This is a genomic window from Clostridium liquoris, assembly GCF_002995785.1.
In the GTDB taxonomy this organism is placed as follows: Bacteria; Bacillota; Clostridia; order Clostridiales; family Clostridiaceae; genus Clostridium_AO; species Clostridium_AO liquoris.
In genome coordinates, this window is sequence record NZ_PVXO01000066.1 from 40,345 (window position 1) to 61,488 (window position 21,144).

The 21,144-nt window shown below is 30.1% G+C and carries 18 protein-coding genes; 1 reads left to right on the forward strand and 17 read right to left on the reverse strand.

The features are described 5' to 3' along the window. Positions 1-10 precede the first annotated feature (10 nt). The 10 genes from prmA to gpr all read right to left on the reverse strand — a co-directional run bounded on the left by prmA (position 11) and on the right by gpr (position 12,166). Positions 11-955, reverse strand: coding sequence for a 50S ribosomal protein L11 methyltransferase (prmA, locus tag CLLI_RS12075; protein ID WP_106064459.1), 945 nt, complete (start codon positions 953-955; stop codon positions 11-13). Positions 956-1,082: 127 nt separating this feature from the next. Beyond that, a complete protein-coding gene (gene dnaJ / locus CLLI_RS12080; protein ID WP_106064460.1) occupies positions 1,083-2,216 on the reverse strand; it encodes a molecular chaperone DnaJ in 1,134 nt (377 codons plus the stop codon). A gap of 215 nt (positions 2,217-2,431) precedes the next feature. Then, positions 2,432-4,306 carry a molecular chaperone DnaK gene (gene dnaK / locus CLLI_RS12085; protein ID WP_106064461.1) on the reverse strand — a complete coding sequence of 625 codons (1,875 nt, stop codon included), beginning with the start codon at positions 4,304-4,306 and terminating at the stop codon, positions 2,432-2,434. A gap of 74 nt (positions 4,307-4,380) precedes the next feature. Then, positions 4,381-5,016: a nucleotide exchange factor GrpE gene (grpE, locus tag CLLI_RS12090; protein ID WP_106064462.1), complete on the reverse strand. Its 636-nt coding sequence runs from the start codon at positions 5,014-5,016 to the stop codon at positions 4,381-4,383. 67 nt (positions 5,017-5,083) lie between these two features. Next, entirely contained in the window at positions 5,084-6,115 is a 1,032-nt protein-coding gene (gene hrcA, locus CLLI_RS12095; RefSeq protein ID WP_106064463.1) for a heat-inducible transcriptional repressor HrcA, read from the reverse strand. A gap of 194 nt (positions 6,116-6,309) precedes the next feature. Beyond that, positions 6,310-7,452, reverse strand: coding sequence for a radical SAM family heme chaperone HemW (gene hemW, locus CLLI_RS12100; RefSeq protein ID WP_106064464.1), 1,143 nt, complete (start codon positions 7,450-7,452; stop codon positions 6,310-6,312). 103 nt (positions 7,453-7,555) lie between these two features. Then, on the reverse strand, positions 7,556-9,364 hold the full coding sequence (gene lepA / locus CLLI_RS12105) for a translation elongation factor 4 (RefSeq protein WP_106064465.1): 1,809 nt from the start codon (positions 9,362-9,364) through the stop codon (positions 7,556-7,558). 223 nt (positions 9,365-9,587) lie between these two features. After that, positions 9,588-9,920: a hypothetical protein gene (locus CLLI_RS12110; protein WP_106064466.1), complete on the reverse strand. Its 333-nt coding sequence runs from the start codon at positions 9,918-9,920 to the stop codon at positions 9,588-9,590. Between the two features lie 84 nt (positions 9,921-10,004). Next, a complete protein-coding gene (locus CLLI_RS12115; RefSeq protein ID WP_170063731.1) occupies positions 10,005-11,087 on the reverse strand; it encodes a stage II sporulation protein P in 1,083 nt (360 codons plus the stop codon). A 104-nt stretch (positions 11,088-11,191) separates the two neighbouring features. Continuing rightward, positions 11,192-12,166, reverse strand: a complete 975-nt coding sequence (gpr, locus tag CLLI_RS12120) for a GPR endopeptidase (protein WP_106064468.1) — start codon at positions 12,164-12,166, stop codon at positions 11,192-11,194. A 198-nt stretch (positions 12,167-12,364) separates the two neighbouring features. Here gpr and rpsT point away from each other — a divergent pair, with 198 nt between their 5' ends. After that, complete coding sequence (rpsT, locus tag CLLI_RS12125; protein ID WP_106064469.1) at positions 12,365-12,631, forward strand: 30S ribosomal protein S20; 267 nt, start codon at positions 12,365-12,367, stop codon at positions 12,629-12,631. A gap of 33 nt (positions 12,632-12,664) precedes the next feature. Here rpsT and holA read toward each other — a convergent pair whose 3' ends face one another. The 7 genes from holA to glgA form a co-directional block, all read right to left on the reverse strand. Further along, positions 12,665-13,690, reverse strand: a complete 1,026-nt coding sequence (gene holA / locus CLLI_RS12130) for a DNA polymerase III subunit delta (RefSeq protein ID WP_106064470.1) — start codon at positions 13,688-13,690, stop codon at positions 12,665-12,667. A gap of 24 nt (positions 13,691-13,714) precedes the next feature. Further along, entirely contained in the window at positions 13,715-15,460 is a 1,746-nt protein-coding gene (locus tag CLLI_RS12135) for a ComEC/Rec2 family competence protein (protein WP_106064471.1), read from the reverse strand. Continuing rightward, positions 15,411-15,683, reverse strand: coding sequence for a hypothetical protein (locus CLLI_RS12140; protein WP_106064472.1), 273 nt, complete (start codon positions 15,681-15,683; stop codon positions 15,411-15,413). Before CLLI_RS12140 ends, CLLI_RS12135 begins: the two co-directional genes overlap by 50 nt. Before the next feature lie 65 nt (positions 15,684-15,748). Continuing rightward, positions 15,749-18,247, reverse strand: a complete 2,499-nt coding sequence (locus CLLI_RS12145; RefSeq protein WP_106064473.1) for a P-type ATPase actuator domain-containing protein — start codon at positions 18,245-18,247, stop codon at positions 15,749-15,751. A 137-nt stretch (positions 18,248-18,384) separates the two neighbouring features. Beyond that, entirely contained in the window at positions 18,385-18,666 is a 282-nt protein-coding gene (locus tag CLLI_RS12150; RefSeq protein ID WP_106064474.1) for a DUF503 domain-containing protein, read from the reverse strand. Positions 18,667-18,698: 32 nt separating this feature from the next. Next, the gene (locus CLLI_RS12155; RefSeq protein WP_106064475.1) at positions 18,699-19,652 is read right to left on the reverse strand and encodes a D-2-hydroxyacid dehydrogenase; all 954 of its coding nucleotides are present in this window, start codon (positions 19,650-19,652) and stop codon (positions 18,699-18,701) included. A gap of 40 nt (positions 19,653-19,692) precedes the next feature. Continuing rightward, positions 19,693-21,135: a glycogen synthase GlgA gene (gene glgA, locus CLLI_RS12160; RefSeq protein ID WP_106064476.1), complete on the reverse strand. Its 1,443-nt coding sequence runs from the start codon at positions 21,133-21,135 to the stop codon at positions 19,693-19,695. Between the last annotated feature and the right edge of the window lie 9 nt (positions 21,136-21,144).

Here is a 21,144-nt window from a genome sequence, read left to right on the forward strand (position 1 = left end):
TGCACACTCCTTAATTTAATTTTGAAACAATACAAACCCATTCACCATCTGTATCTACTTCTACTATCTGGAAACCACACTGTTCTAATTTTTTAATCACATCATCTTTTCTATCCTTAATTATTCCTGAGGATATGAAATATCCTTCCTTTTCTATGAAGTTCTTAACATCTTCTGCTAATAATATTATTGTATCTGCAATAATATTAGCTACTACAATATTTGCCCTGCCTACTACTACTTCCATTAAGTTACCATGTAATATTTCTATATTATTAAGATTATTAAGCTCTATATTTTCCTTTGCAGAAGTAACAGCCACTGGATCTAAATCTACTCCTATAACTTTTTTTGCTTTAAGTTTTGCTGCAGCAATAGCCAAGATTCCTGATCCAGTACCTATATCAAATACAGTAGAATCAGGAGTAACATATTTTTCTAAAGCCTGAACACACATTCTTGTAGTTTCATGTGTTCCTGTCCCAAATGCCATTCCTGGGTCTAAATTTATTACTATTTCTTCTTCGCCTTTCTCATAAGGCTCCCATATAGGTCTCACCACAATCTTCTCACCAATTTTAGTGGGTTTGTAATACTTCTTCCAATTATTTTCCCAATCCTGTTCATTTACTTTAGCAACAGTAACTAATCCTTTTCCTTTATCTAATCCAAACTTATCTAAATTCTCTACACTTTCTTTTATGTATTTAAAATACTCTTCAAATTTATCGTCTTCTTTAAAATATCCTTTAAGGACAGCCCCTTCTTTAACTTGTAATAATGTTTCATCAAAATAATCCCAATCTCCTGGATGTTTCTTTTTAAATTCTATATCCTCGGGGTCTTCAATGGATACACCCTTTACTCCTACATTATATAAAATAGCTGATACAGCTTCTACAGCTTCGCTACTGGTAACTATAGTAACCTCTAGCCAATCCTTTTCATTATTCATAAATATACCTCCAAGTCTAAAGTAATGAATTTTTAACTATTTTCTATTCAATTATACATTATACCCCATAAACTTTGAAACAATCAAACAAAAAGAATTTGTTTCCTAATAGGAAACAAATTCTTTTTTACTTAAAATTTTTCTTTATCTTTTTAAAAAAGCCTTCTTTTTCTGATTCTTCAATTTCTCCACTAACTTCCATATAAGCAAACAAAGCTTCCTTTTCCTTTTGGTTTAAAGACTTAGGAATATCTACCACTACATTAACATACTGATCTCCTCTTCCTCTTCCATTCACTTGGGGAACACCTTTACCCCTTAGCCTAAATATAGTTCCTGGTTGAGTTCCTGGTGGAACATCATATTTTACTTCTCCATCAATAGTTCTAACTTTAAGTTCAGTACCTAATGCAGCTTTTGCAAAACTTATATGAGAATCCATATAAATGTCATATCCTTTTCTTCTAAAGAAATTATGTGGAGCCACTCTTATATTAACATATAAATCCCCAGCAGGGCCTCCATTGGTTCCTGCTTCACCCTGGCCTCTTACAGGAATTGCATTTCCGTTATCCACTCCTGCTGGAATATTTACTTTTATCTTCTTTTGCTTTCTTACATGCCCTTTTCCTTTACAGTCTGGGCAATGTTCTGAGATAACTGTTCCTTTTCCGCCACAAGCATCACAGGTATTTACACTGACAAAGCTTCCCAATGCAGTATTCCTCTTCACCTTAATCTGTCCTGTACCACCGCATTTAGTACAGGTCCTTGGATGGCTTCCTGCCTTAGCTCCTGTTCCTCCACAGCTTTCACAAGTTTCACTTTTGGTCAAGCTTATTTCCTTTTCTGCACCAAAAACAGCTTCTTCAAAAGTTAAATTAATTGTGTATTCAACATCTGCTCCTCTTTGAGGACCATTTCTTCTTCTTCCTCCTCCACTAAAGCCTCCGCCAAAGAAGCTATCAAATATATCTCCAAATCCACCAAAATCTGAAAAATCGAATCCGTTAAAGCCTCCCTCGGATCCTGAGCCATTAAAATCTGTAGTACCAAATTGATCATATTGAGCTCTTTTTTGTGGATCCGAAAGTACTTGGTATGCTTCATTTAGTTCTTTAAATTTTTCTTCCGCTTCCTTGTTTCCAGGATTTCTATCTGGATGGTATTTTAATGCAGACTTTCTAAATGCCTTTTTTATTTCTTCATCACTTGCACCTTTTTCTATGCCAAGAATTTCATAGTAATCCTTTTTTGCCATCCTTTCACCATTCACCACCTAATACTTTAAATTAAAATTTATAAATAATAAATTAGGCGAGAATTTTTTACTGTGTAAAAAATTCCTTCAATATTTATTCTTTATTATTTATTATTTATTAGCTTAAAATTAAGGGAAGAGGTTTCCTCATCCCTTAATTCTACACTACTATTATATGATACTTTAAAGAAGTTTGTTTAACAAATAATTATTAATTATTTGTCATCTTCTACTTTATAATCAGCATCTACTACATTATCATCCTTTGGACCATTATCATCTTTTGAACCATTGTTTGCGCTTTGGTTTGCTCCTCCCATGTTATTTGGGTCAGGGCCTGCACCCTGAGCTCCTCCAGCTTGCTGGTACACTTTTGATGAAATTGCATAGAAAGCTTGAGTTAAGTCTTCAGTAGCTTTCTTTATAGCCTCAGTATCTGTTCCTTCTTTAACAGCATTTAAAGCCTTTAACTTTTCTTCTACAGTTGCCTTATCTTCTGCTGATACTTTATCTCCTAATTCTTTTAATGTCTTCTCAGTCTGGTACGATATCTGATCAGCATTATTCTTAACTTCTATAGATTCCTTTCTCTTCTTATCTGCTTCTTCAAATTTCTTAGCATCATTTACTGCCTTTTCAATTTCATCATCATTTAAGTTAGTTGAAGCAGTAATAGTAATATTAGCTTCTTTACCTGTTCCTTTATCCTTTGCTGAAACATTAACTATGCCATTGGCATCTATATCGAAAGTTACTTCTATCTGTGGAATTCCTCTCTGAGCTGGAGCTATTCCTGATAAAGTAAATGTTCCTAAAGTCTTGTTATCCGCAGCCATTTGTCTTTCACCTTGAACTACGTGAATTTCAACAGAAGTCTGACCATCTGCAGCTGTAGAGAAAACCTGACTCTTTCTTGTTGGTATTGTTGTATTTCTTTCTATTAATGGAGTAGAAACTCCTCCTAGGGTTTCAATACCAAGAGTTAATGGTGTAACATCAAGAAGTAATACGTCCTTAACATCTCCTGTTAAAACTCCTGCTTGAATTGCAGCACCTACTGCAACACATTCATCTGGGTTAACTCCTTTTGAAGGTTCTTTTCCTGTAAAGTTCTTAACAGCTTCTTGAACTGCTGGAATTCTTGTAGAACCACCTACTAATAAAATCTTATCTATTTCATTAATTGAAAGTCCAGCATCTTTAAGAGCTTTTTTCATTGGCTCTATAGTAGCTTCTACTAAATCATGAGTCAATTCATTGAATTTAGCTCTTGTTAAGTTCATATCTATGTGCTTTGGACCTGTAGCATCAGCTGTAATAAATGGTAAATTTATATTTGTCTGAGTTGATGATGATAATTCAATTTTAGCTTTTTCAGCAGCTTCTTTTAATCTTTGAAGAGCCATCTTATCATTTCTTAAATCAATACCATTTTCAGCTTTAAATGTATCAGCTATATAATCCATTACTTTCTGGTCAAAATCATCTCCACCTAGTTTTGTATTACCATTAGTGGACTTAACTTCGAATACTCCATCTCCAAGTTCAAGTATAGATACATCGAAAGTACCTCCACCTAAATCATATACAAATATCTTTTGATTACTATCCATTTTATCCATGCCATAAGCAAGTGATGCTGCTGTTGGCTCGTTTATTATTCTTAAAACTTCAAGTCCAGCTATTTTGCCAGCATCTTTAGTTGCTTGTCTCTGGCTATCATTAAAGTAAGCAGGTACTGTTATTACCGCTTGAGTTACTGTCTCTCCAAGATAAGCTTCAGCATCAGCTTTTAATTTTTGAAGTACCATAGCTGAAATTTCCTGTGGTGTATATTCTTTTCCATCTATATTTACTCTATGATTTGTTCCCATTTGTCTCTTTATTGAAATTATTGTCTTATCTGGGTTTGTAATTGCCTGTCTTTTAGCAACTTGCCCTACAAGTCTTTCACCATTAGCCTGAAATGATACAACTGATGGTGTTGTTCTTGCTCCCTCTGAGTTTGTAATAACTACTGCTTCTCCACCTTCCATAACTGCTACGCATGAATTTGTAGTACCTAGATCGATACCTATTACTTTTGACATATAAACTACCTCCTTATAATTACCTTTACTATAATGTTTCAATATATATTAAATAGATTTTTTCTATTTAAAGACTAATTAGCAACTTTAACCATGCTATGTCTCAAAACTCTTTCTCCTCTTTTGTACCCCTTTTGAAATACTTCAACCACTACATTTTTTTCATAATTTTCATCATCTACATGCATAACTGCATTATGGAAGTTAGGGTCAAATCCACCTTCTATTGAAATTTCTTCAACTCCTAATTTTTCTAAAGAATCATTAAACTGCTTAACTGTCATATCTACACCCTTTTTCAAGTCCTCAATATTTCCTTCAGCAGCTAATGCTCTTTCTAAGTTATCATGTACAGGAAGCATAAGCTTTAAAACATCTTCACAGGCATCTGTGTAGATTCCCTCCTTTTCTTTAGCTGTTCTTTTTCTATAATTATCATATTCAGCTACGGTTCTTGCAAGCCTATCTTTTAAAGTATCCAATTCATTATTTAGTCTTTTATTTTCGTCTTTTAATTTTTTCATAGCATTTATGTCATTGTCCTCACTATTGATTTTTTCAGATTCTTCATCTTCATTTTTTTCTGTCTGTTTATTTTTTTCTGCCTGGTCTAAAGTTTCATCTTGCATATCTTCCGCATTAGCTTTTTCCTCTGAAAGTTTTTCATCTTTCAAATTTTCTTCTGAGCAATCATTTTTATCTTTTCCCATTACTTTATGCCTCCATTCTTCTTTACATACCAATTCCTAGCCACCATATTCATCAATCATATTACAATCAATCATTATATTCATTATTTAAAATATTATTTACCTCATTTACTATTTCCTCTAATATAGATATAACTTTAGAATATGGCATTCTTGTTGGTCCAATAACCCCTATAGTCCCAAGAGGTTTATCCTTTAAACTGTATACTGCTGATATTACAGTACAGTCTTTGGCATCTTCTATAAAATTTTCTTCTCCAATTTTTATAGTTATACTATCACTACTATTTATTAAATTTTTAATCTTATCTTTATTATCAATTAAAGACAAGAAATTTTTAGCCTTTTCAATGTCATTGTATTCTGGATAATTAAATATATTGGTAGTACCTTCTAAATAAATATCAGAAGTATCTATGCTATTTAAACTCTCATAAAGAGCTGGTATTATGGCATTAAATATATCTTCATATCCCCTAAAATCATTTCTTAAATTGTTTATAACTTCTAAATTTATCTCTTCCACAGTTAAATTATTAAGCCTTGCATTTAAAATATTGCTTAATTTAGCTAAAACATCAGTGCTTACGCTTTGCTTTAATCTTATTACATTATTTCTTATAATACTGGTATCTGTTATTATTACAGATAAAATATTATTGCTATCAATATTCATAAGCTGTACAGCCTTAATACAACTTTTCTTACTTGAAGGTGATTTAACTATAGAAGTAAGTCCTGTCAACTCTGCAAGAAGTGTAGTAGCTTGCTTTATTACCTTATCCGCTTCATATAAAGCAGAATTTAATATATGGGTTTTTATTATGTGTTCCTCCAATGGTGATAGTTTATGCAATTGCATAAAATTGTCTACATAAAGTCTGTATCCTTTATCAGATGGTTTTCTCCCAGAAGAACTGTGTAATTGTTCAAGATATCCCATATCCTCTAAATCTGACATTTCATTTCTAATTGTCGCAGAACTTATACCTAAATCATACTTTTTTGCTATGGTCCTGGAACCTACAGGCTCAGCTGTATTAATATAATCCTGTATTATAGCCTGAAGTATTCTTATTTTCCTTTTATCCATTTCCACATAATCACCTCATTTATTAGCACTCACTCTTGTTGAGTGCTAACTGCTATGATTAAAAAATATCATTCTATTTTATATTTGTCAAACTTATTTTAATATTAATATGATTATATTTTGCTATTTACATTCATTTTATTGCGTATTTTTAATAATTTCTTATTAATACTCCATATATCTATGAATATCTATTTAGGCTATTCTAAGATAAAATCGCACATTATACTATTAGAAATATCTATGCCCCTTGGAGATAGTGATATATTGCCTTCATCCATTATTAAAAGATTATTTTTTAAATATTTATTTATTGTTTCTCCATACACATCTATTATACTTCTGTTAAATTTAGTTTGGAATTCATCAATATTTATTCCCTTTGTTTTTCTTAGTCCCATAAACATAAACTCTTCCATATCATCATTTAAAGAATTTTTATGCAAATCCAGTCTTATATCCTCATTATTATTTATATCATAAATATATTTTTCAATATCTTCTGTATGCCTATACCTAACTTCATCAATATATGAATGAGCTGCAGCTCCACAACCAATATATTCTTTTAACTCCCAGTATATAAGATTATGTTTACATTCTTTATCTTTCTTCGAGAAATTGGATATCTCGTATTGATTATAACCCTTATCCTTTAAAAACTTAATGCAATATGAATACATATCTCTTTCAACTTCTTCAGAAGGAATATTTAACATTCCCTTTTCATATAATCTATGAAAAGCTGTTCCATCTTCTATTATTAGGCTATAGCAGGATATATGTTCTGGATTTAATTCCACAACTCTATCTAATGTTTCCTTCCAATCCTTCATAGATTGATCAGGAAGGCCAAACATTATGTCTATATTTATATTATTAAAACCTGCCTCCCTAGCTCCATTATACACTTCTATAAAGTCTTCTACCTGATGTATTCTACCTAGTTTTTTAAGTAATTTATTTTGCCAGGCCTGTAGTCCTATGCTTAGTCTATTTACACCCATACGTTTTAAGAATTTTAACTTTTCTTTATCCACAGTGCCTGGATTCATTTCCACAGAAAACTCAATATTCTCATCTTTATTTAAGCTATCAATGGAATCCTTTAATATTCTCCAACATTCTAAATTCAAATAAGTAGGTGTTCCACCACCTATGAATATAGTTCCTATTTTCCTATTTGGCAAACTATTTATCTCTTTTCCTAAAGCCTTTATATAATCCAACATAAAATTTTCTTTCCCGCAAAAGGATGGGAAGTCACAATATAGACATTTTTGTTTGCAAAAGGGTATGTGAATATATAAACCAACTTCTTTATTTGTATTTTCGCTATACATGAATTCACCCCATTTTAAAAAATTGTGAACAATTTTTTAGTTGACAATTGTCCACTAAAAAAAGTAGAGTAAGAGGTCCCCCCTTTACTCTTAACTTTTCATATTATTCTTCTGTTTTAAGCACCGCCATAAATGCTTCCTGTGGAATTTCCACAGAACCAATTTGCCTCATCCTCTTCTTTCCTTCTTTTTGCTTCTCTAACAGCTTTCTCTTTCTTGATATGTCTCCACCATAACATTTAGCTAAAACGTCTTTTCTAAGAGCTTTTACAGTTTCCCTTGCTATTATTTTTGACCCTATAGCTGCTTGAATAGGTATTTCGAACATTTGCCTTGGAATGATTTCTTTTAATTTTTCAGCCATACTTCTTCCTCTGGCATAAGCTCTTTCATCAGGTACTATCATAGACAAAGCATCTACTATATCCCCATTTAAAAGTATATCAAGTTTAACAAGTTGTGCTCTTTGATATCCCTTAAGTTCATAATCTAAAGAAGCATATCCTCTGCTTCTTGATTTTAAGGCATCAAAGAAGTCATATATAATTTCATTTAAAGGAATTTCATAATTTAAAACTACTCTAGTAGTTTCAATATACTGCATATCCTTAAAAGTTCCCCTTCTATTTTGACAAAGTTCCATAATAGTACCTACGTAGTCAGAAGGAGTAATAATTGACGCTTTTACTACTGGTTCTTCCATATACTCTATTTCTGTTGTATCTGGTAAATTAGTTGGATTGGTAATATCAAGTATAGTACCATCTGTTTTTGCTATTTTATATATAACTGATGGAGCTGTAGTAATTATATCTAAATTAAATTCTCTTTCAATTCTTTCCTGAATTATGTCCATGTGTAAAAGTCCTAAAAATCCACATCTAAATCCAAAGCCTAAAGCTATAGAAGTTTCAGGTTCAAAGGAAAGCGCGGCATCATTTATCTGCAGTTTTTCTAAAGCTTCTTTTAATTCCTCATATTTTGCTCCATCCACAGGATAAATACCACTAAATACCATAGGCACAGCAGGTCTATATCCTTCAAGAGCTTTATCTGCTGGTCTGTCTGACTCTGTTATAGTATCTCCTACACGAGCATCCCTAACATTTTTAATTGAAGCTGTAATATATCCAACGTCCCCAGCTTTTAGTTCATCAACCTTCATATACTGAGGAACAAACACACCTGTTTCTATAACATCATAAACTTTTTCTGTAGCCATAAGCTTAATTTTTGTACCAGGCTTTACAGTACCATCTTTTATTCTTACATGGGAAACTACTCCTTTGTAGCTGTCATAATAGGAGTCAAATATTAGAGCCTTTAGAGGAGCATCTTCATCTCCTAAAGGTGCTGGTACCTTTTCAACTATAGCTTCTAATACATCCTCTATATTTAAACCAGTTTTTGCTGAAACTAAAGGTGCATCATGGGCATCTATTCCTATTACATCTTCAATTTCCTTTTTAACTTCTTCTGGTCTAGCACTAGGTAAGTCTATTTTATTTATAACTGGAACAATCTCTAAATCGTGATCTAAGGCAAGGTAGCAATTAGCTAAAGTCTGTGCCTGTATTCCTTGTGTAGCATCTACTACAAGTATTGCACCTTCACAGGCCGCAAGACTTCTTGAAACCTCATAGTTAAAATCTACATGTCCTGGAGTATCTATAAGATTTAGTATATATTCTTCTCCATCTTCTCTTTTATATATAAGTCTAGCTGCCTGAGACTTTATGGTAATTCCTCTTTCTTTTTCAAGTTCCATAGTGTCCAGTACCTGCTCTTCCATTTCTCTTTTTGTAAGAGTTCCTGTTTTCTCTAATAATCTATCTGCAAGAGTTGATTTACCATGGTCTATATGGGCAACAATAGAAAAATTTCTTATATGCTTTTGTCTTTTGCTCTGCATCAAACATACCTCCATTGTGAATAATTCAAAGTAAATTATAGCACAATGTTAAGGGGATATGTCAATATGTTAGATAATAGATAATAGATAATAGATAATAGATAATAGGTAAGGATAAGAGATAAATTTAATTTAAAATTTGACCTAATGATAATGGAGAAAAATTATCAATATTTATTATTTATTCTTTAACATTTATGATTTATAATTATCTCTATGCTCTTTACTCTGTCCTTTCTCTAAATCTCTCTACTGTATTATTAATTTTATCATAAGTCCCCTGAATTATGTCTTTGCTTATTTTCGATGTACCTTCTACTATATTATTAAAAACTGAATTCACACTATTATTCATATTGTGAAGGGCTTTCTCATTTATATATATCACATATTTGTCTGTTTCAAAAGTCAAATCAAAGGGTTTATTAGTATAAAAAACCTTAAAATTAGAATTATTTTTTATAAAGTTGGGAAGGCTGCTAGTAACCTTTATAAATCCAACGGCAATTATACTAACAAAAATTATAGTTGTTATTATTACACTTCTTTTTCTCATAAAAAAACACCCCATAAATTACTTCTTAACTCTTCATTCTTAATTCTTCACTATTTTAAGGATGTCCTTTTACATGAATCTTATTCACTTTTTACCATTTATATATTCTCCTATTATTCTAGCTAAATACTTAGAAGCATTTTTGGCATCTTGAAAATTGTTTGAGTTAGCCCCAACTTCTATCAATATAGAATTATTGCTCTTATTTTGGTTGAAATATCTTGTCCCATAATTGTAATAATATATGCCCCTTGAAAGGTTTGGATATAACTTATCTGATATTTCTAAAAGCTTATTTACCACCGCTAAATTATTTTTATAATGGGGGTTCTTACGTGACATTACAAACATTATCTTGGCCACATCTTCTCCATTCATTTTTGTAGTAACAATATTTTTATTGTCTACTCCATCTCTATGTAAATCAATTATAAGTTTAAAGTCACCATATTTTTTTAGATACTTATCTACTGTTGCTGATGATCTCTCATAGCTTTGTGTACTGGCTTGAGCATCGTGTACTGTTTTATCATGAATAACAGCTATACCATAATTATTTTCAAGTTCATTGGCTAAGGCATCTCCTATAGCACAAACATTTTTAGTCTCATCTAAACTATTGTTGTTTTCAGGCTTATAGCTTTCAGTAGTGTGAGTATGATAAATAAATACCTCTGGTTTAGATTTATTTAATTCCTTTTTAAGCTTAGGATCATATAAACTTACAGTTGTATTGGGTAAATCAGTAGTACCACTGTTATTATCAATAGTTATTGACTTGTCATTTAACTTAAAGGGATTAAATAATATGTCTGTGGATTTATCTCCAGCTTTATTTACTTGGTTTCCTATACTTATACAGGATATTTCCTTTCCTATTAAGGCTATTGGATTGGATATATCCACATTAAACAGTTTAAATATGCTTCCTTTAATAGAAAAATTACTTTCCGCTATGTCTTCTTCATTAAAAACTGTAGCTTTAATCAGTGACATTTCACTATTTAACACCTGCACATAAAACATGTTTTCCCTGGTGCCTTCCCCTTGTGGATTTGCCTTAACCATAAAAGGTAAAATAATAAATAATGTTAAGCATAGGGTTAAAATAAAAATCAGTATATTACTTTTAGAGTCCTGTGTACTTTTCTTCTTTAAGTAATTTATCTTATTTTTTTCCTGTCCCTTAAAATCCATAATACACCCCCTCATATGTAATACATTTTATCTGTTAATCATTATATGAGGGGATAAATTTTTATATACCTGTTCTAACTTATATAATTATTAATTTCCTTTATATCTAATGCTGGTTGTAATGCAATATTTATTCCTGTAGATATTATCTTTGATACTGAATCTATAACACTATCAACTTCCTTTGGAGTAACCATAAGGCTGCCAACATAAGGGTTTAATATTTCTTCTATCATTCTCTGTTTTTCATTTCTATCCAGGGATTTTAACATATTATAAAAACTGCCGCCTTGAGTAGCCTGATTTATCATCTCATCTATAACCATATCTATAGTGTCATTTGCTATAGTAGCTGCATCTACTACAGTAGGCACTCCAATAGCTATTACGGGTATTCCTAAAGTTTTTTCACTAATCTCCATTCTTTTATTGCCCACTCCTGAACCTGGAGATATGCCTGTATTGCCAATTTGTATTGTTCTGTTAATTCTATCAAGTTTTCTTGAAGCAAGGGCATCAATGCATATTATTAAATTGGGTTTTATTTTACTAGCAATAGACCTTATTATTTCACCAGTTTCAATACCTGTTAGTCCTAATACCCCTGGAGCAATAGCACATACCGGCCTTATACCTTCATCTATTTGGTCTGGAATCAATTCCTTTAAATGCCTTGTTATCATTAAACCTTTCACTACTTTAGGTCCCAGAGCATCTGGAGTTACATTCCAGTTACCTAGGCCCACCACCATAGCTGTCATATTGTCCTCTAATTCTATTAAAGGACATAGTACCTTTGCTAAGACTTCACTTATCTCTTCCATAGTATCCTGATCATATCCACTTACTTCAGGGATATCTATAGTAATATAGCTTCCCTTAGGTTTATTCATAGCTTTTTCACCTTCGTCATTTACCACTTTAACATCAGTTATTTTTATTAAGCCTTCCCTATATTCCTTTACTTCTACTCCAGGAATTTTACTGCTGCTTTTCTCTTCATAAAGCTCTTTGGCTTCTACCGCTAAATCAGTTCTTACACTTAGCATATAGTTCCTTCCCTTCCATATGTATTTTCATTATAGTTTTTCCAATAATATTTATTCATATTCTTATTAAATTAAAGGTAAATTCTACTTGAAGTACTTTAAATTTAATGATATAATAACCTTTGTTAATAATTGAGACTCATATGCAGGTTTCCCCAAAACTGCTGAGACCCTATTAAAATACAAGGGGGTGAAAGAATGGCAAATATAAAATCAGCTAAAAAAAGAATAAAAGTTATTGAAACTAAAACTTTAAGAAACAGAATGATAAAATCAGCTTTAAAAACTTCCATGAAGAAATCTTTAGCTGCTGTTGCTAGTGGCAATATTGAAGAAGCTAAAGCTGAATATAAAGCAACTGCTAAAGCTTTGGATATGGCTGCTTCAAAGGGAGTATTACATAGAAATAAAGCTGCAAGAGCTAAGTCAAAATTAGCAGTAAGAGTAAACGCTTTAAATGCTTAATAAATAAACCGGTTTTTTTAACCGGTTTTTTATTTATCCTGCTATGGTTTCTATAATCAATAATTCCATTTCAACTTTTTTGCTTGTAGAGGATTTCTTCATCTTCTCCTCTGCATTTAGGCATATGTCTATGGCCTTTTTTATCTGCTTTAAAGTAAACTTTTTACTTTGGGATATAAGCTTTTCACATATGAATAAAGGAAGCTTTATGTCACTTACTATAAAGTTTTTATTTTTCCCTTTATCAATAGAATTTTTTATTCTATACAATAATTTAAATTGCCTTTCTATCATATATAATATCTCAGGTATTTTTTCGCCTTTATAAATAAGCCCATTTAAAGTATCTACTGCATCCTTTACTTTTTTATCACCTATTAAATCTACCAAATCAAATATATCTTCCTCACCTTTTGTAGGATACATATCATGTATATCTTCCTTTTTTATTTCTCTATCCATAGTATAGCAGCATAATTTTTCCACTTCATTTTCTATAATTCCAATATCACTTGGAAGATTTGAACAGAATAATTTTAATTCCACATTTCCTATATTTTTCCCTTTATTTTCAAATATACTTTTAACTTTAGCCTCAAGTTGTCTGCCAAAAATTTTATCTGCCTTTATTACTGTGCACTTATTATTTAATTTTTGTATTTTATAACTTGGTTTTTCCCTTTTATTTTTAAATATATAATAGAGTATCAATATAGATGAAGATGGAAGGTTACCTATATATTCCTTAAATTCATTATATAATCTCTTTTTTGTATTATCTTCTCCCTCTCCTAAAAAATTTGCTCTATATACCAATACAACCTTTTTATCACTTATAAATGGAAGGGTTTCACAGGCATTTACGATTCCACTAAAATTATATAAATTATCTCCATCAAATTTTACATAATTTAAATCTATAAAATTCTTATCTAAAATCTTATCTATAAAAGATCTTATACTTTCCTTTATTAATTCTTCATCTATACCGCAAAATATATAGCAATTATCCAGTTTATTTTTCTTTATGTTTTCTTCAAATTGGGTTAGATTAATCATAATTCTCACTCAGAAGAGTGTATTTCACCTCCATTTACAAACCTTACCTAATATAATCTTGTATGAAATATGTTCATTTTCCCACCTATTAATTATATCATAATAAAGCAATTTATCTTTACGATTTTTTATAGATATACCATTTATTTCACTTCCTTTATTAAGTAATTCTATTGTAGAATTATTTATTTTAACCTTAAAATTATCACTTTTATTAGTGATAATCCTATTGGGATTATATGTTTCTTTTATATTTATAACTTCTTTGCCATTTTCTAAATCGTAGTTACACAACATTATGCATTGCCTGCTATATTTTATTATAGCTGTATTAACACCAGGATAATTTACAAAATGAACCTCAGGAAAGATTGTATAATAACTTAGAAATAATGTAGACACAGCCATTATAGGAAGATACTTAAACTTATCTTTACCATGTATTAACATGACATAGCTGAAGTATATTATAATCAAGCATAGGCCTTCCCTAGCCCCTAAATAGGACATAGGTGGACAAAACTTTAACAAAATATAGTTTCCTCCTTCTACTCCTACACAAAGATTATATAATAAAATATTAATGAATTTAAATATAGTTTGAAAATTAATAAATAGCAAAGATAGGTTTCCAATTACAACTATTGCTCCATACAGGGGAATTAAAAATAAGTTACCTAGAATAAATCCCAAGCTAAAATTTCCTAAGGTAAATGAAATGTATGGTAAAGAAAATATTTGAGAACTTAATGTTATACTTAAGGATTCATTTAATTTATTTGGAAGAAGGTAAAGTGCTTTTTTTATTCTAGTATTATATAGCATAATTCCTAGAGTAGAAAGAAAAGAAAGCATAAAACCTGCTTCCAAAAAAGAATAGGGTTTAAAAGCTAATATTATTATGAAAGCTGTAGATAGAGAAGATAGGCCATCATAATTTTTATACAATATTTTGGAGAGTTTTAAAATCACAATCATTATAAGAGCTCTTATGGCTGAATATTTTAATCCAGTAAATATTACATAAAAAAGCGAAAATAATAAAGCTAGTTTTAAGCCTGCTATACATTCTATAACTTTATATATTATAGTCAAGTGGAATCCTGACACACTCACCGCATGTATTACTCCAAGTCTGCCTAATTTATTTTTATCTTCTCTAGACAGCATACTGGTATCTCCAAAACATAAAGACATAATTAAGGCTACTTTGTCATCATCTAAATATTTACACAGCTGATTTTTTATTCTTCTCTTTAAGTAATAACATCTATATATAAAATCTTTTTTAACATCTTCATATTGTTCTATATTATAATTTCCTATTATGCCATTTTCATAGATTATATCTTCTTGAAATTTGCCTTGAACTTTTATTTTCTGCCCTTCTTCTAATCCCTCTGTATTTCCCTTTAATAGTATATTTCTTCCCCTATAGTTACCCATAATATAATAATCCTTTATTTCTACTACTCTAATTTTATCTATATGTTTACTATAAAAATTAAAATAAATATTAAAGCTAAAAATACCACATAATAAAAATGCTGCAGTAAACAAGGTAAATATAGGTTTATTAGTAAAATGCACTATAGACAAAAAAGATGCAGCTATTACTGCACCTACAATCAGGCTATTGTTAAAAGTTAACGCGGAAACACATCCAATAAAAAAGGAAAGTGCATAAAATATAACAGGTTTATTCATAGTCATATATGTTTTAAAAGCTATTAAGCACATTGTTGGAATGAATATTTTCCTTATGTGCATTTACTTCCACTGTTATTTTTACCCTATGGGTATCTGAATCTAAATCTATATCTTTTACTTTAGGCATAACATTTCTTCCTCTATATTTAAAATAATAATCAGCTAAATTTTGAGCAGAGTCCAAGGATAAAGAAGCATATTTTAAAAGATATTCTTCTTCTGGTATATCCAGAAACACCGTATTACTTCCCATTATTATTGTTTCAAATACATTTTCTATCATAAAAAATGCACCTCCACGTTATTATTTTGCCCAATAACTTGGAGTTTTAAACCACAAAATTTTTTTCATACTATAATATTGCTTTTACAAATTCCTAGTAAAATACCAACTTGAATTAATACATTTAATAGAAGGATTACATTGGAAATTTTGTTTTTAAATATATGTCCTTCAGAAAAACTAACAGAATAAATTATCAAGCTTAAATTTAATACAAAATATGCAATGCCGCCACTTATATTAATTGGGGCTTTTTTATTAAAATATAAGGATATAAAAGCTATAGAAGCTATAAATATACCTTTATATAAGACCTTACTTAAATTATTCTTTAATAAATATTCATCAATTACATCTGGCTTATAATCAATGTTTTCATGTTGGTAATCAAACATTATACTAATAGAGGCTAAAATAACAGTTATGCTGTTTGTCCACAATATATTTAAAGGAGACAGCAAAGATTTATATCCAGCAGTAGTCGTTAATAGTATGTACATAAATTGGCATAAGCAGCAAATAAATGTATATATAATCACCTTTCTTATGCTATTCATGAATTTTCTAGAGAGTTTTATAATATGTAATATGTTTTCGAATCCTCTTTCCATCAATGTAATATCCGATAATTTTTTTACTATATTACTACTCCCTGTAGCAATACCCACATTGGCCATTCTTAAATAAGGAAGATCTGTAATTCTTCCACCAGACATAAGCACTGTGTGGTCATGTTCTTTATAGAATTTAACAATTCTAACTTTATCTTTAGCATTTATTCTAGAAAATACGCCTACATTTTCAATAATTTTTTCAAGATCTTCTTCAGGCATGTTATCTATTTCTACACCAGATAATATACTTTTATTTCTTCTTAATATTCCTATATCCTTTCCAAAAGCTTCTGCAGTTATTTTATTATCTTCAGTAATTATTACCGGCTTTATACACATGGCTTGGCAATTTTTTATTAAGTTATTTATGGATGGCATAAGCGGATTTTTAAATCCCATTAATCCAACAAATACTAAATTGCTTTCTATATTTTCCTTAAGACTTGGCTCATAATTAAAGTTTCTATAGGCAAAGGCCATTACAGAAAGTCCCTTCTTTGACATGGCTATATCTGCATTTTTAATTATTTTTATATCCTCTTCAGTGATATCTTTTTCAATGCCATTCTTCATTATATGAGTGCATTTGCTTAATAAAACATCCACTGCCCCTTTTACATTGGCCCTGTAATTTTCTTCAACTCTATTAATAGTGGTCATAATTCTTCTTTCTCTATCAAAGGGTATTTGAAAAATTCTTTCTTCATGTGCTTCCAATGTTTTTTTACTCATGCCAAGATCAAAAACTGAATTTACAATACCTATCTCTGTTAAATCATCTTTCCCATTATATAATTGTCCTTCTATTATCTTAGTATCATTACATAGAAGCCCAATTTTGAACATTCTTTTTATTGTTTCATTATTTTCACTATCATCTTCTAAATTTATATTATTATAATTTATAATATTGTCATTTACATATACATCCTCTAATTTCATGATCCTTTGTGAAAATACTCCCACCTTATCATCACATATTAAAGATATTTGGGATAAATTTTGTATTACAGATAAATTTTTAAAATATACGCCTTTTTTTTTAAAGTATTTTAACAATATGTAGGATGTTATAATCAATATTAAAAATATATTTTCAGGCATAAAAGCTATTATGATAGATGCTGAGTTATATAATATATAATCTAAATTTTTCTTTATAAGGAAATCGAAAATGGCAATTGCAGTGGTAACTATAACTACCATTTTGCTAAAATTATTCATTAATTTTTGCAATTTATCTTTTAACATATACTTTTCTGTCTTTTCTTCAAAAAGCATACTTATTATATTGGCTATTTGAGTATCCATTCCTGCGGCCACTACTATTGCAGTAACACTTCCTTCTATTATTACAGAAGATTTAAATAAAATATTTTTCATTTCACTTAAACTTATTTCTAAATCTTCAATTTTAGTATTATACTTTTCTATAGTATATCCTTGTCCTGTAACTGCACCTTCCTTAACTTTTAGTGAATCACTTTCGATAACTCTAAGATCTGCTGGAACTATATCCCCTTTGTTTAATACCACAATATCGCCCAATACTAAATCCTCAGAAGGTATTTTTACTTCTTTTCTATTCCTAATTACAGTAGTAAAGTGAGAATCTAACTTTTCAAGTTCCATTAAATTTTTTTCTTCTCTATATTCATCTTTTACCAAAAATAATACATTTAAAAATAAAATTAAAACTAAAGGTACGAAAACCTTTATTTCTCCTAGATACAAAAAAATAATCAATGAAATTAAAAGTAGTATTACCCATAACTTACCTAATTGTATTAAAAACATAGATATAAAGTTTTTACTTTTAGGAATATTTATAATATTTTTCCCATATAATCTTTGAAGTTCTTCAATTTTATCATCATTTAATCCACTATAAACATTACTATTTAATTTTTTTACTACATCATTCCAACTAATACTATACCATTCAGTCATGTATATTACCTCCGTAAACTGTATGCCCCTCCTTATTTATCATATGAAAGTTTTATGGATAAGTAAATATGTTTTTTAATCTTTTTTTAATTATTATTTAATTATTAATAAAAAGCAGTGAAATAAATCACTGCTTTTCATAATATCTCCATAGTTATATCTTCTACTACTGCTTCTGTATTACTCTCAATGTAGTCTAGTACATTTTGTATTACACTATTTGCATACCTTGAATCATTGCTAACGGAGGCTATTCCCAAAACTATAGATTGGTGTATATCCTGATTTTCTACTTCTGCTATAGATACATTGAACTTATTTCTTACTTTAGCTGTTATACTTTTCACTATCATTCTTTTCTCTTTTAAAGAATGTACCCAATTAGCTCTTAAATAAATTGTTCCTATGCCTATAATCATATTTTTCTCTCCTAAAACATTTGATAAATTTCCTAGTATTTCTTATTTAAATCCACTAAATTAATTAATTCCTCTCCATTTTTAATCTTTTCTAAATTCTCCATAAATATATTCACTGCTCTTTCCATATAATGCGGAGAATTTCCTGACTGATGAGGGGTAATTATAACATTGTCCATATGCCAAAGAGGGCTATCTTTATCTAAGGGTTCCTCTTGAAACACATCTAGAGAGGCTCCTTTTATTATTCCCTGTTGCAGAGATTTAATTAATGATTCCTCATGGACTATTTTTCCTCTGCCAATATTAATAAAATAGGCGTCCCTTCTCATGCTTTTAAAAGTTTCTAAAGTAAACAATCCATTTGTTTCCTCTGTTAATGGCAAAGCTATAACTACTACATGGGATTTACATAGCACTTCCTTTAGGTTATCCATTGAATACATTTCATCTACATATTCTACAGGTGTAGGAGTATTCTTTATGCCTAAAACCCTCATATCAAAAGCTTTAGCTTTTCTTGCAATTTCTCTTCCTATTTGTCCCACACCAATTATAGCCATGGTTTTATCCTTAAGCTCTTCTATAGGCTGCTGTCTCCAACATTTATTTAATTGCTGCTTATATAAAACATCTAATTTTTTTTCTAAAAATAAAAGTGTGGCAAATACATGCTCTGATATAGGTGTAGCATGTATTCCGCTTGAGTTAGTTACCTTTATATTCTTTTCCTTTAATTCCTTAAAGGGCAGCTTATCAACACCTGCAGCCAGCACATGAACCCATTTTAATTTTTTACTCATACTTATTCTTCTTGCTGTAAAATCATTAGTGTCTCCCCAGCCTATTAATATATCAGCATCCTGTAATTCTTTGTCACCTTTTTCAAAATTATTCTTATTTAAAGTTACTACTTTATTCTCTCCGTCTTTTTCAATATCTTTAATAGAATTTTTGTCTAATTCATCATAAACCAATATCTTCATTTTAGTCTCCTCCTATGTTTCAAGTCTATATGAAGCACTATTAATTTCCCCATAGTAACTTATCATATAATTCTATATATTTATTAGCGGATTTATTCCAACTATTATCTTCTCTCATAGATTTGTTTACCAAACCATTCCATATATCTTTATTATTATAAAAATCAATGCTTCTTTTTATAGTATATAACATGTCATAAGCATTATAATTTGTAAAAGAAAATCCATTTCCCTCTCCTGTACACTCATTGTATGAATGTACAGTATCTTTAAGTCCTCCAGTTTCTCTGACTATAGGTATACTGCCATATCTCATAGCAATAAGCTGCCCTATACCACAGGGCTCAAATTGAGAAGGCATTAAAAACATATCAGATGAAGCATATATCTTTTGAGCTAATTCATTGCTGAAAAAAATATTAGAGGATACTTTATTAGGATATCTGTTAGCATAATATTTAAACATATCTTCAAATTTAGATTCTCCTGTTCCTAAAATGACTAACTGCATATTTAAGTTCATTAATTCATCCATAACAGAGCATATCAAATCAAAGCCCTTTTGCTGAACCAATCTTGATATTATTCCTATCATAGGTATATCTTCTTTAACAGGCAATCCCAATTTCTTTTGTAATTCCATTTTATTCTTACACTTGTATTCAATATTATTCTCATCAAAATTAAAGTCTATTTCTTTATCATATTTAGGATTATACAAATCATAGTCTATACCATTTGTAATGCCATATAGTTTATAACCTACTTCATTTAATAATCCATGAAGTCCTTCACCATAATCCGGTGTTTTTATTTCTTTTGCATAGGTGTCACTTACTGTGGTTACTATGTCTGAAAATACTATTCCACCTTTCATGAAGGAAATCCCATCATAATATTTTAACTTATCTTCTGAAAAATAATTTTCTCCTAGGGATAGCAGCTCCCCCAATGTTTCTTTAGCAAATGCGCCTTGATACTTTAAATTGTGTATGGTGAATATAGTTTTAATTTTTTTATAGGTTTCATCAGAACTATAATGTTCTCTAAGTAGTACTGGAATTATACCGGTATGCCAGTCGTTACAATGAATTATATTTGGTTTGAAATCCTCTATATATTTAATAGATTCCAATACCCCCCTAGAAAAATATGCAAATCTTTCTCCATCATCATAATACCCATAAGATCCTTCATTCCTCTTGAAATAATATTCATTATCCATAAAATAGAAAGGAATTCCATCTTCTTCTAAATATAATAAACCTGCATATTGATTTCTCCAACCTACTGGTACAGAAAAGCTACAGATTTTTTCCATTCTTTCTTTATATCTAACGTTTATATCTCCATAATTGGGCATTATAACCCTTACATCTATTCCAAGTTGTCTCAAAGCTTTAGGAAGAGCATAGGCTACATCCGCGAGTCCTCCTGTTTTCATAAAAGGATATACTTCTGATGCTGCAAAAAGTACTTTCATTACTAACAA

Coding starts and splice junctions, on each gene's coding strand:
- prmA (WP_106064459.1), bottom strand. CDS start 955: ATGAATAATGAAAAGGATTGGCTAGAGGTTACTATAGTTACCAGTAGC.
- dnaJ (WP_106064460.1), bottom strand. CDS start 2,216: ATGGCAAAAAAGGATTACTATGAAATTCTTGGCATAGAAAAAGGTGCA.
- dnaK (WP_106064461.1), bottom strand. CDS start 4,306: ATGTCAAAAGTAATAGGTATCGATCTAGGTACTACAAATTCATGCGTA.
- grpE (WP_106064462.1), bottom strand. CDS start 5,016: ATGGGAAAAGATAAAAATGATTGCTCAGAAGAAAATTTGAAAGATGAA.
- hemW (WP_106064464.1), bottom strand. CDS start 7,452: ATGTATAGCGAAAATACAAATAAAGAAGTTGGTTTATATATTCACATA.
- lepA (WP_106064465.1), bottom strand. CDS start 9,364: ATGCAGAGCAAAAGACAAAAGCATATAAGAAATTTTTCTATTGTTGCC.
- CLLI_RS12110 (WP_106064466.1), bottom strand. CDS start 9,920: ATGAGAAAAAGAAGTGTAATAATAACAACTATAATTTTTGTTAGTATA.
- gpr (WP_106064468.1), bottom strand. CDS start 12,166: ATGCTAAGTGTAAGAACTGATTTAGCGGTAGAAGCCAAAGAGCTTTAT.
- rpsT (WP_106064469.1), top strand. CDS start 12,365: ATGGCAAATATAAAATCAGCTAAAAAAAGAATAAAAGTTATTGAAACT.
- holA (WP_106064470.1), bottom strand. CDS start 13,690: ATGATTAATCTAACCCAATTTGAAGAAAACATAAAGAAAAATAAACTG.
- CLLI_RS12135 (WP_106064471.1), bottom strand. CDS start 15,460: ATGCACATAAGGAAAATATTCATTCCAACAATGTGCTTAATAGCTTTT.
- CLLI_RS12140 (WP_106064472.1), bottom strand. CDS start 15,683: ATGATAGAAAATGTATTTGAAACAATAATAATGGGAAGTAATACGGTG.
- CLLI_RS12145 (WP_106064473.1), bottom strand. CDS start 18,247: ATGACTGAATGGTATAGTATTAGTTGGAATGATGTAGTAAAAAAATTA.
- CLLI_RS12150 (WP_106064474.1), bottom strand. CDS start 18,666: ATGATTATAGGCATAGGAACAATTTATTTAAGAGCTAATTGGGTACAT.
- CLLI_RS12155 (WP_106064475.1), bottom strand. CDS start 19,652: ATGAAGATATTGGTTTATGATGAATTAGACAAAAATTCTATTAAAGAT.
- glgA (WP_106064476.1), bottom strand. CDS start 21,135: ATGAAAGTACTTTTTGCAGCATCAGAAGTATATCCTTTTATGAAAACA.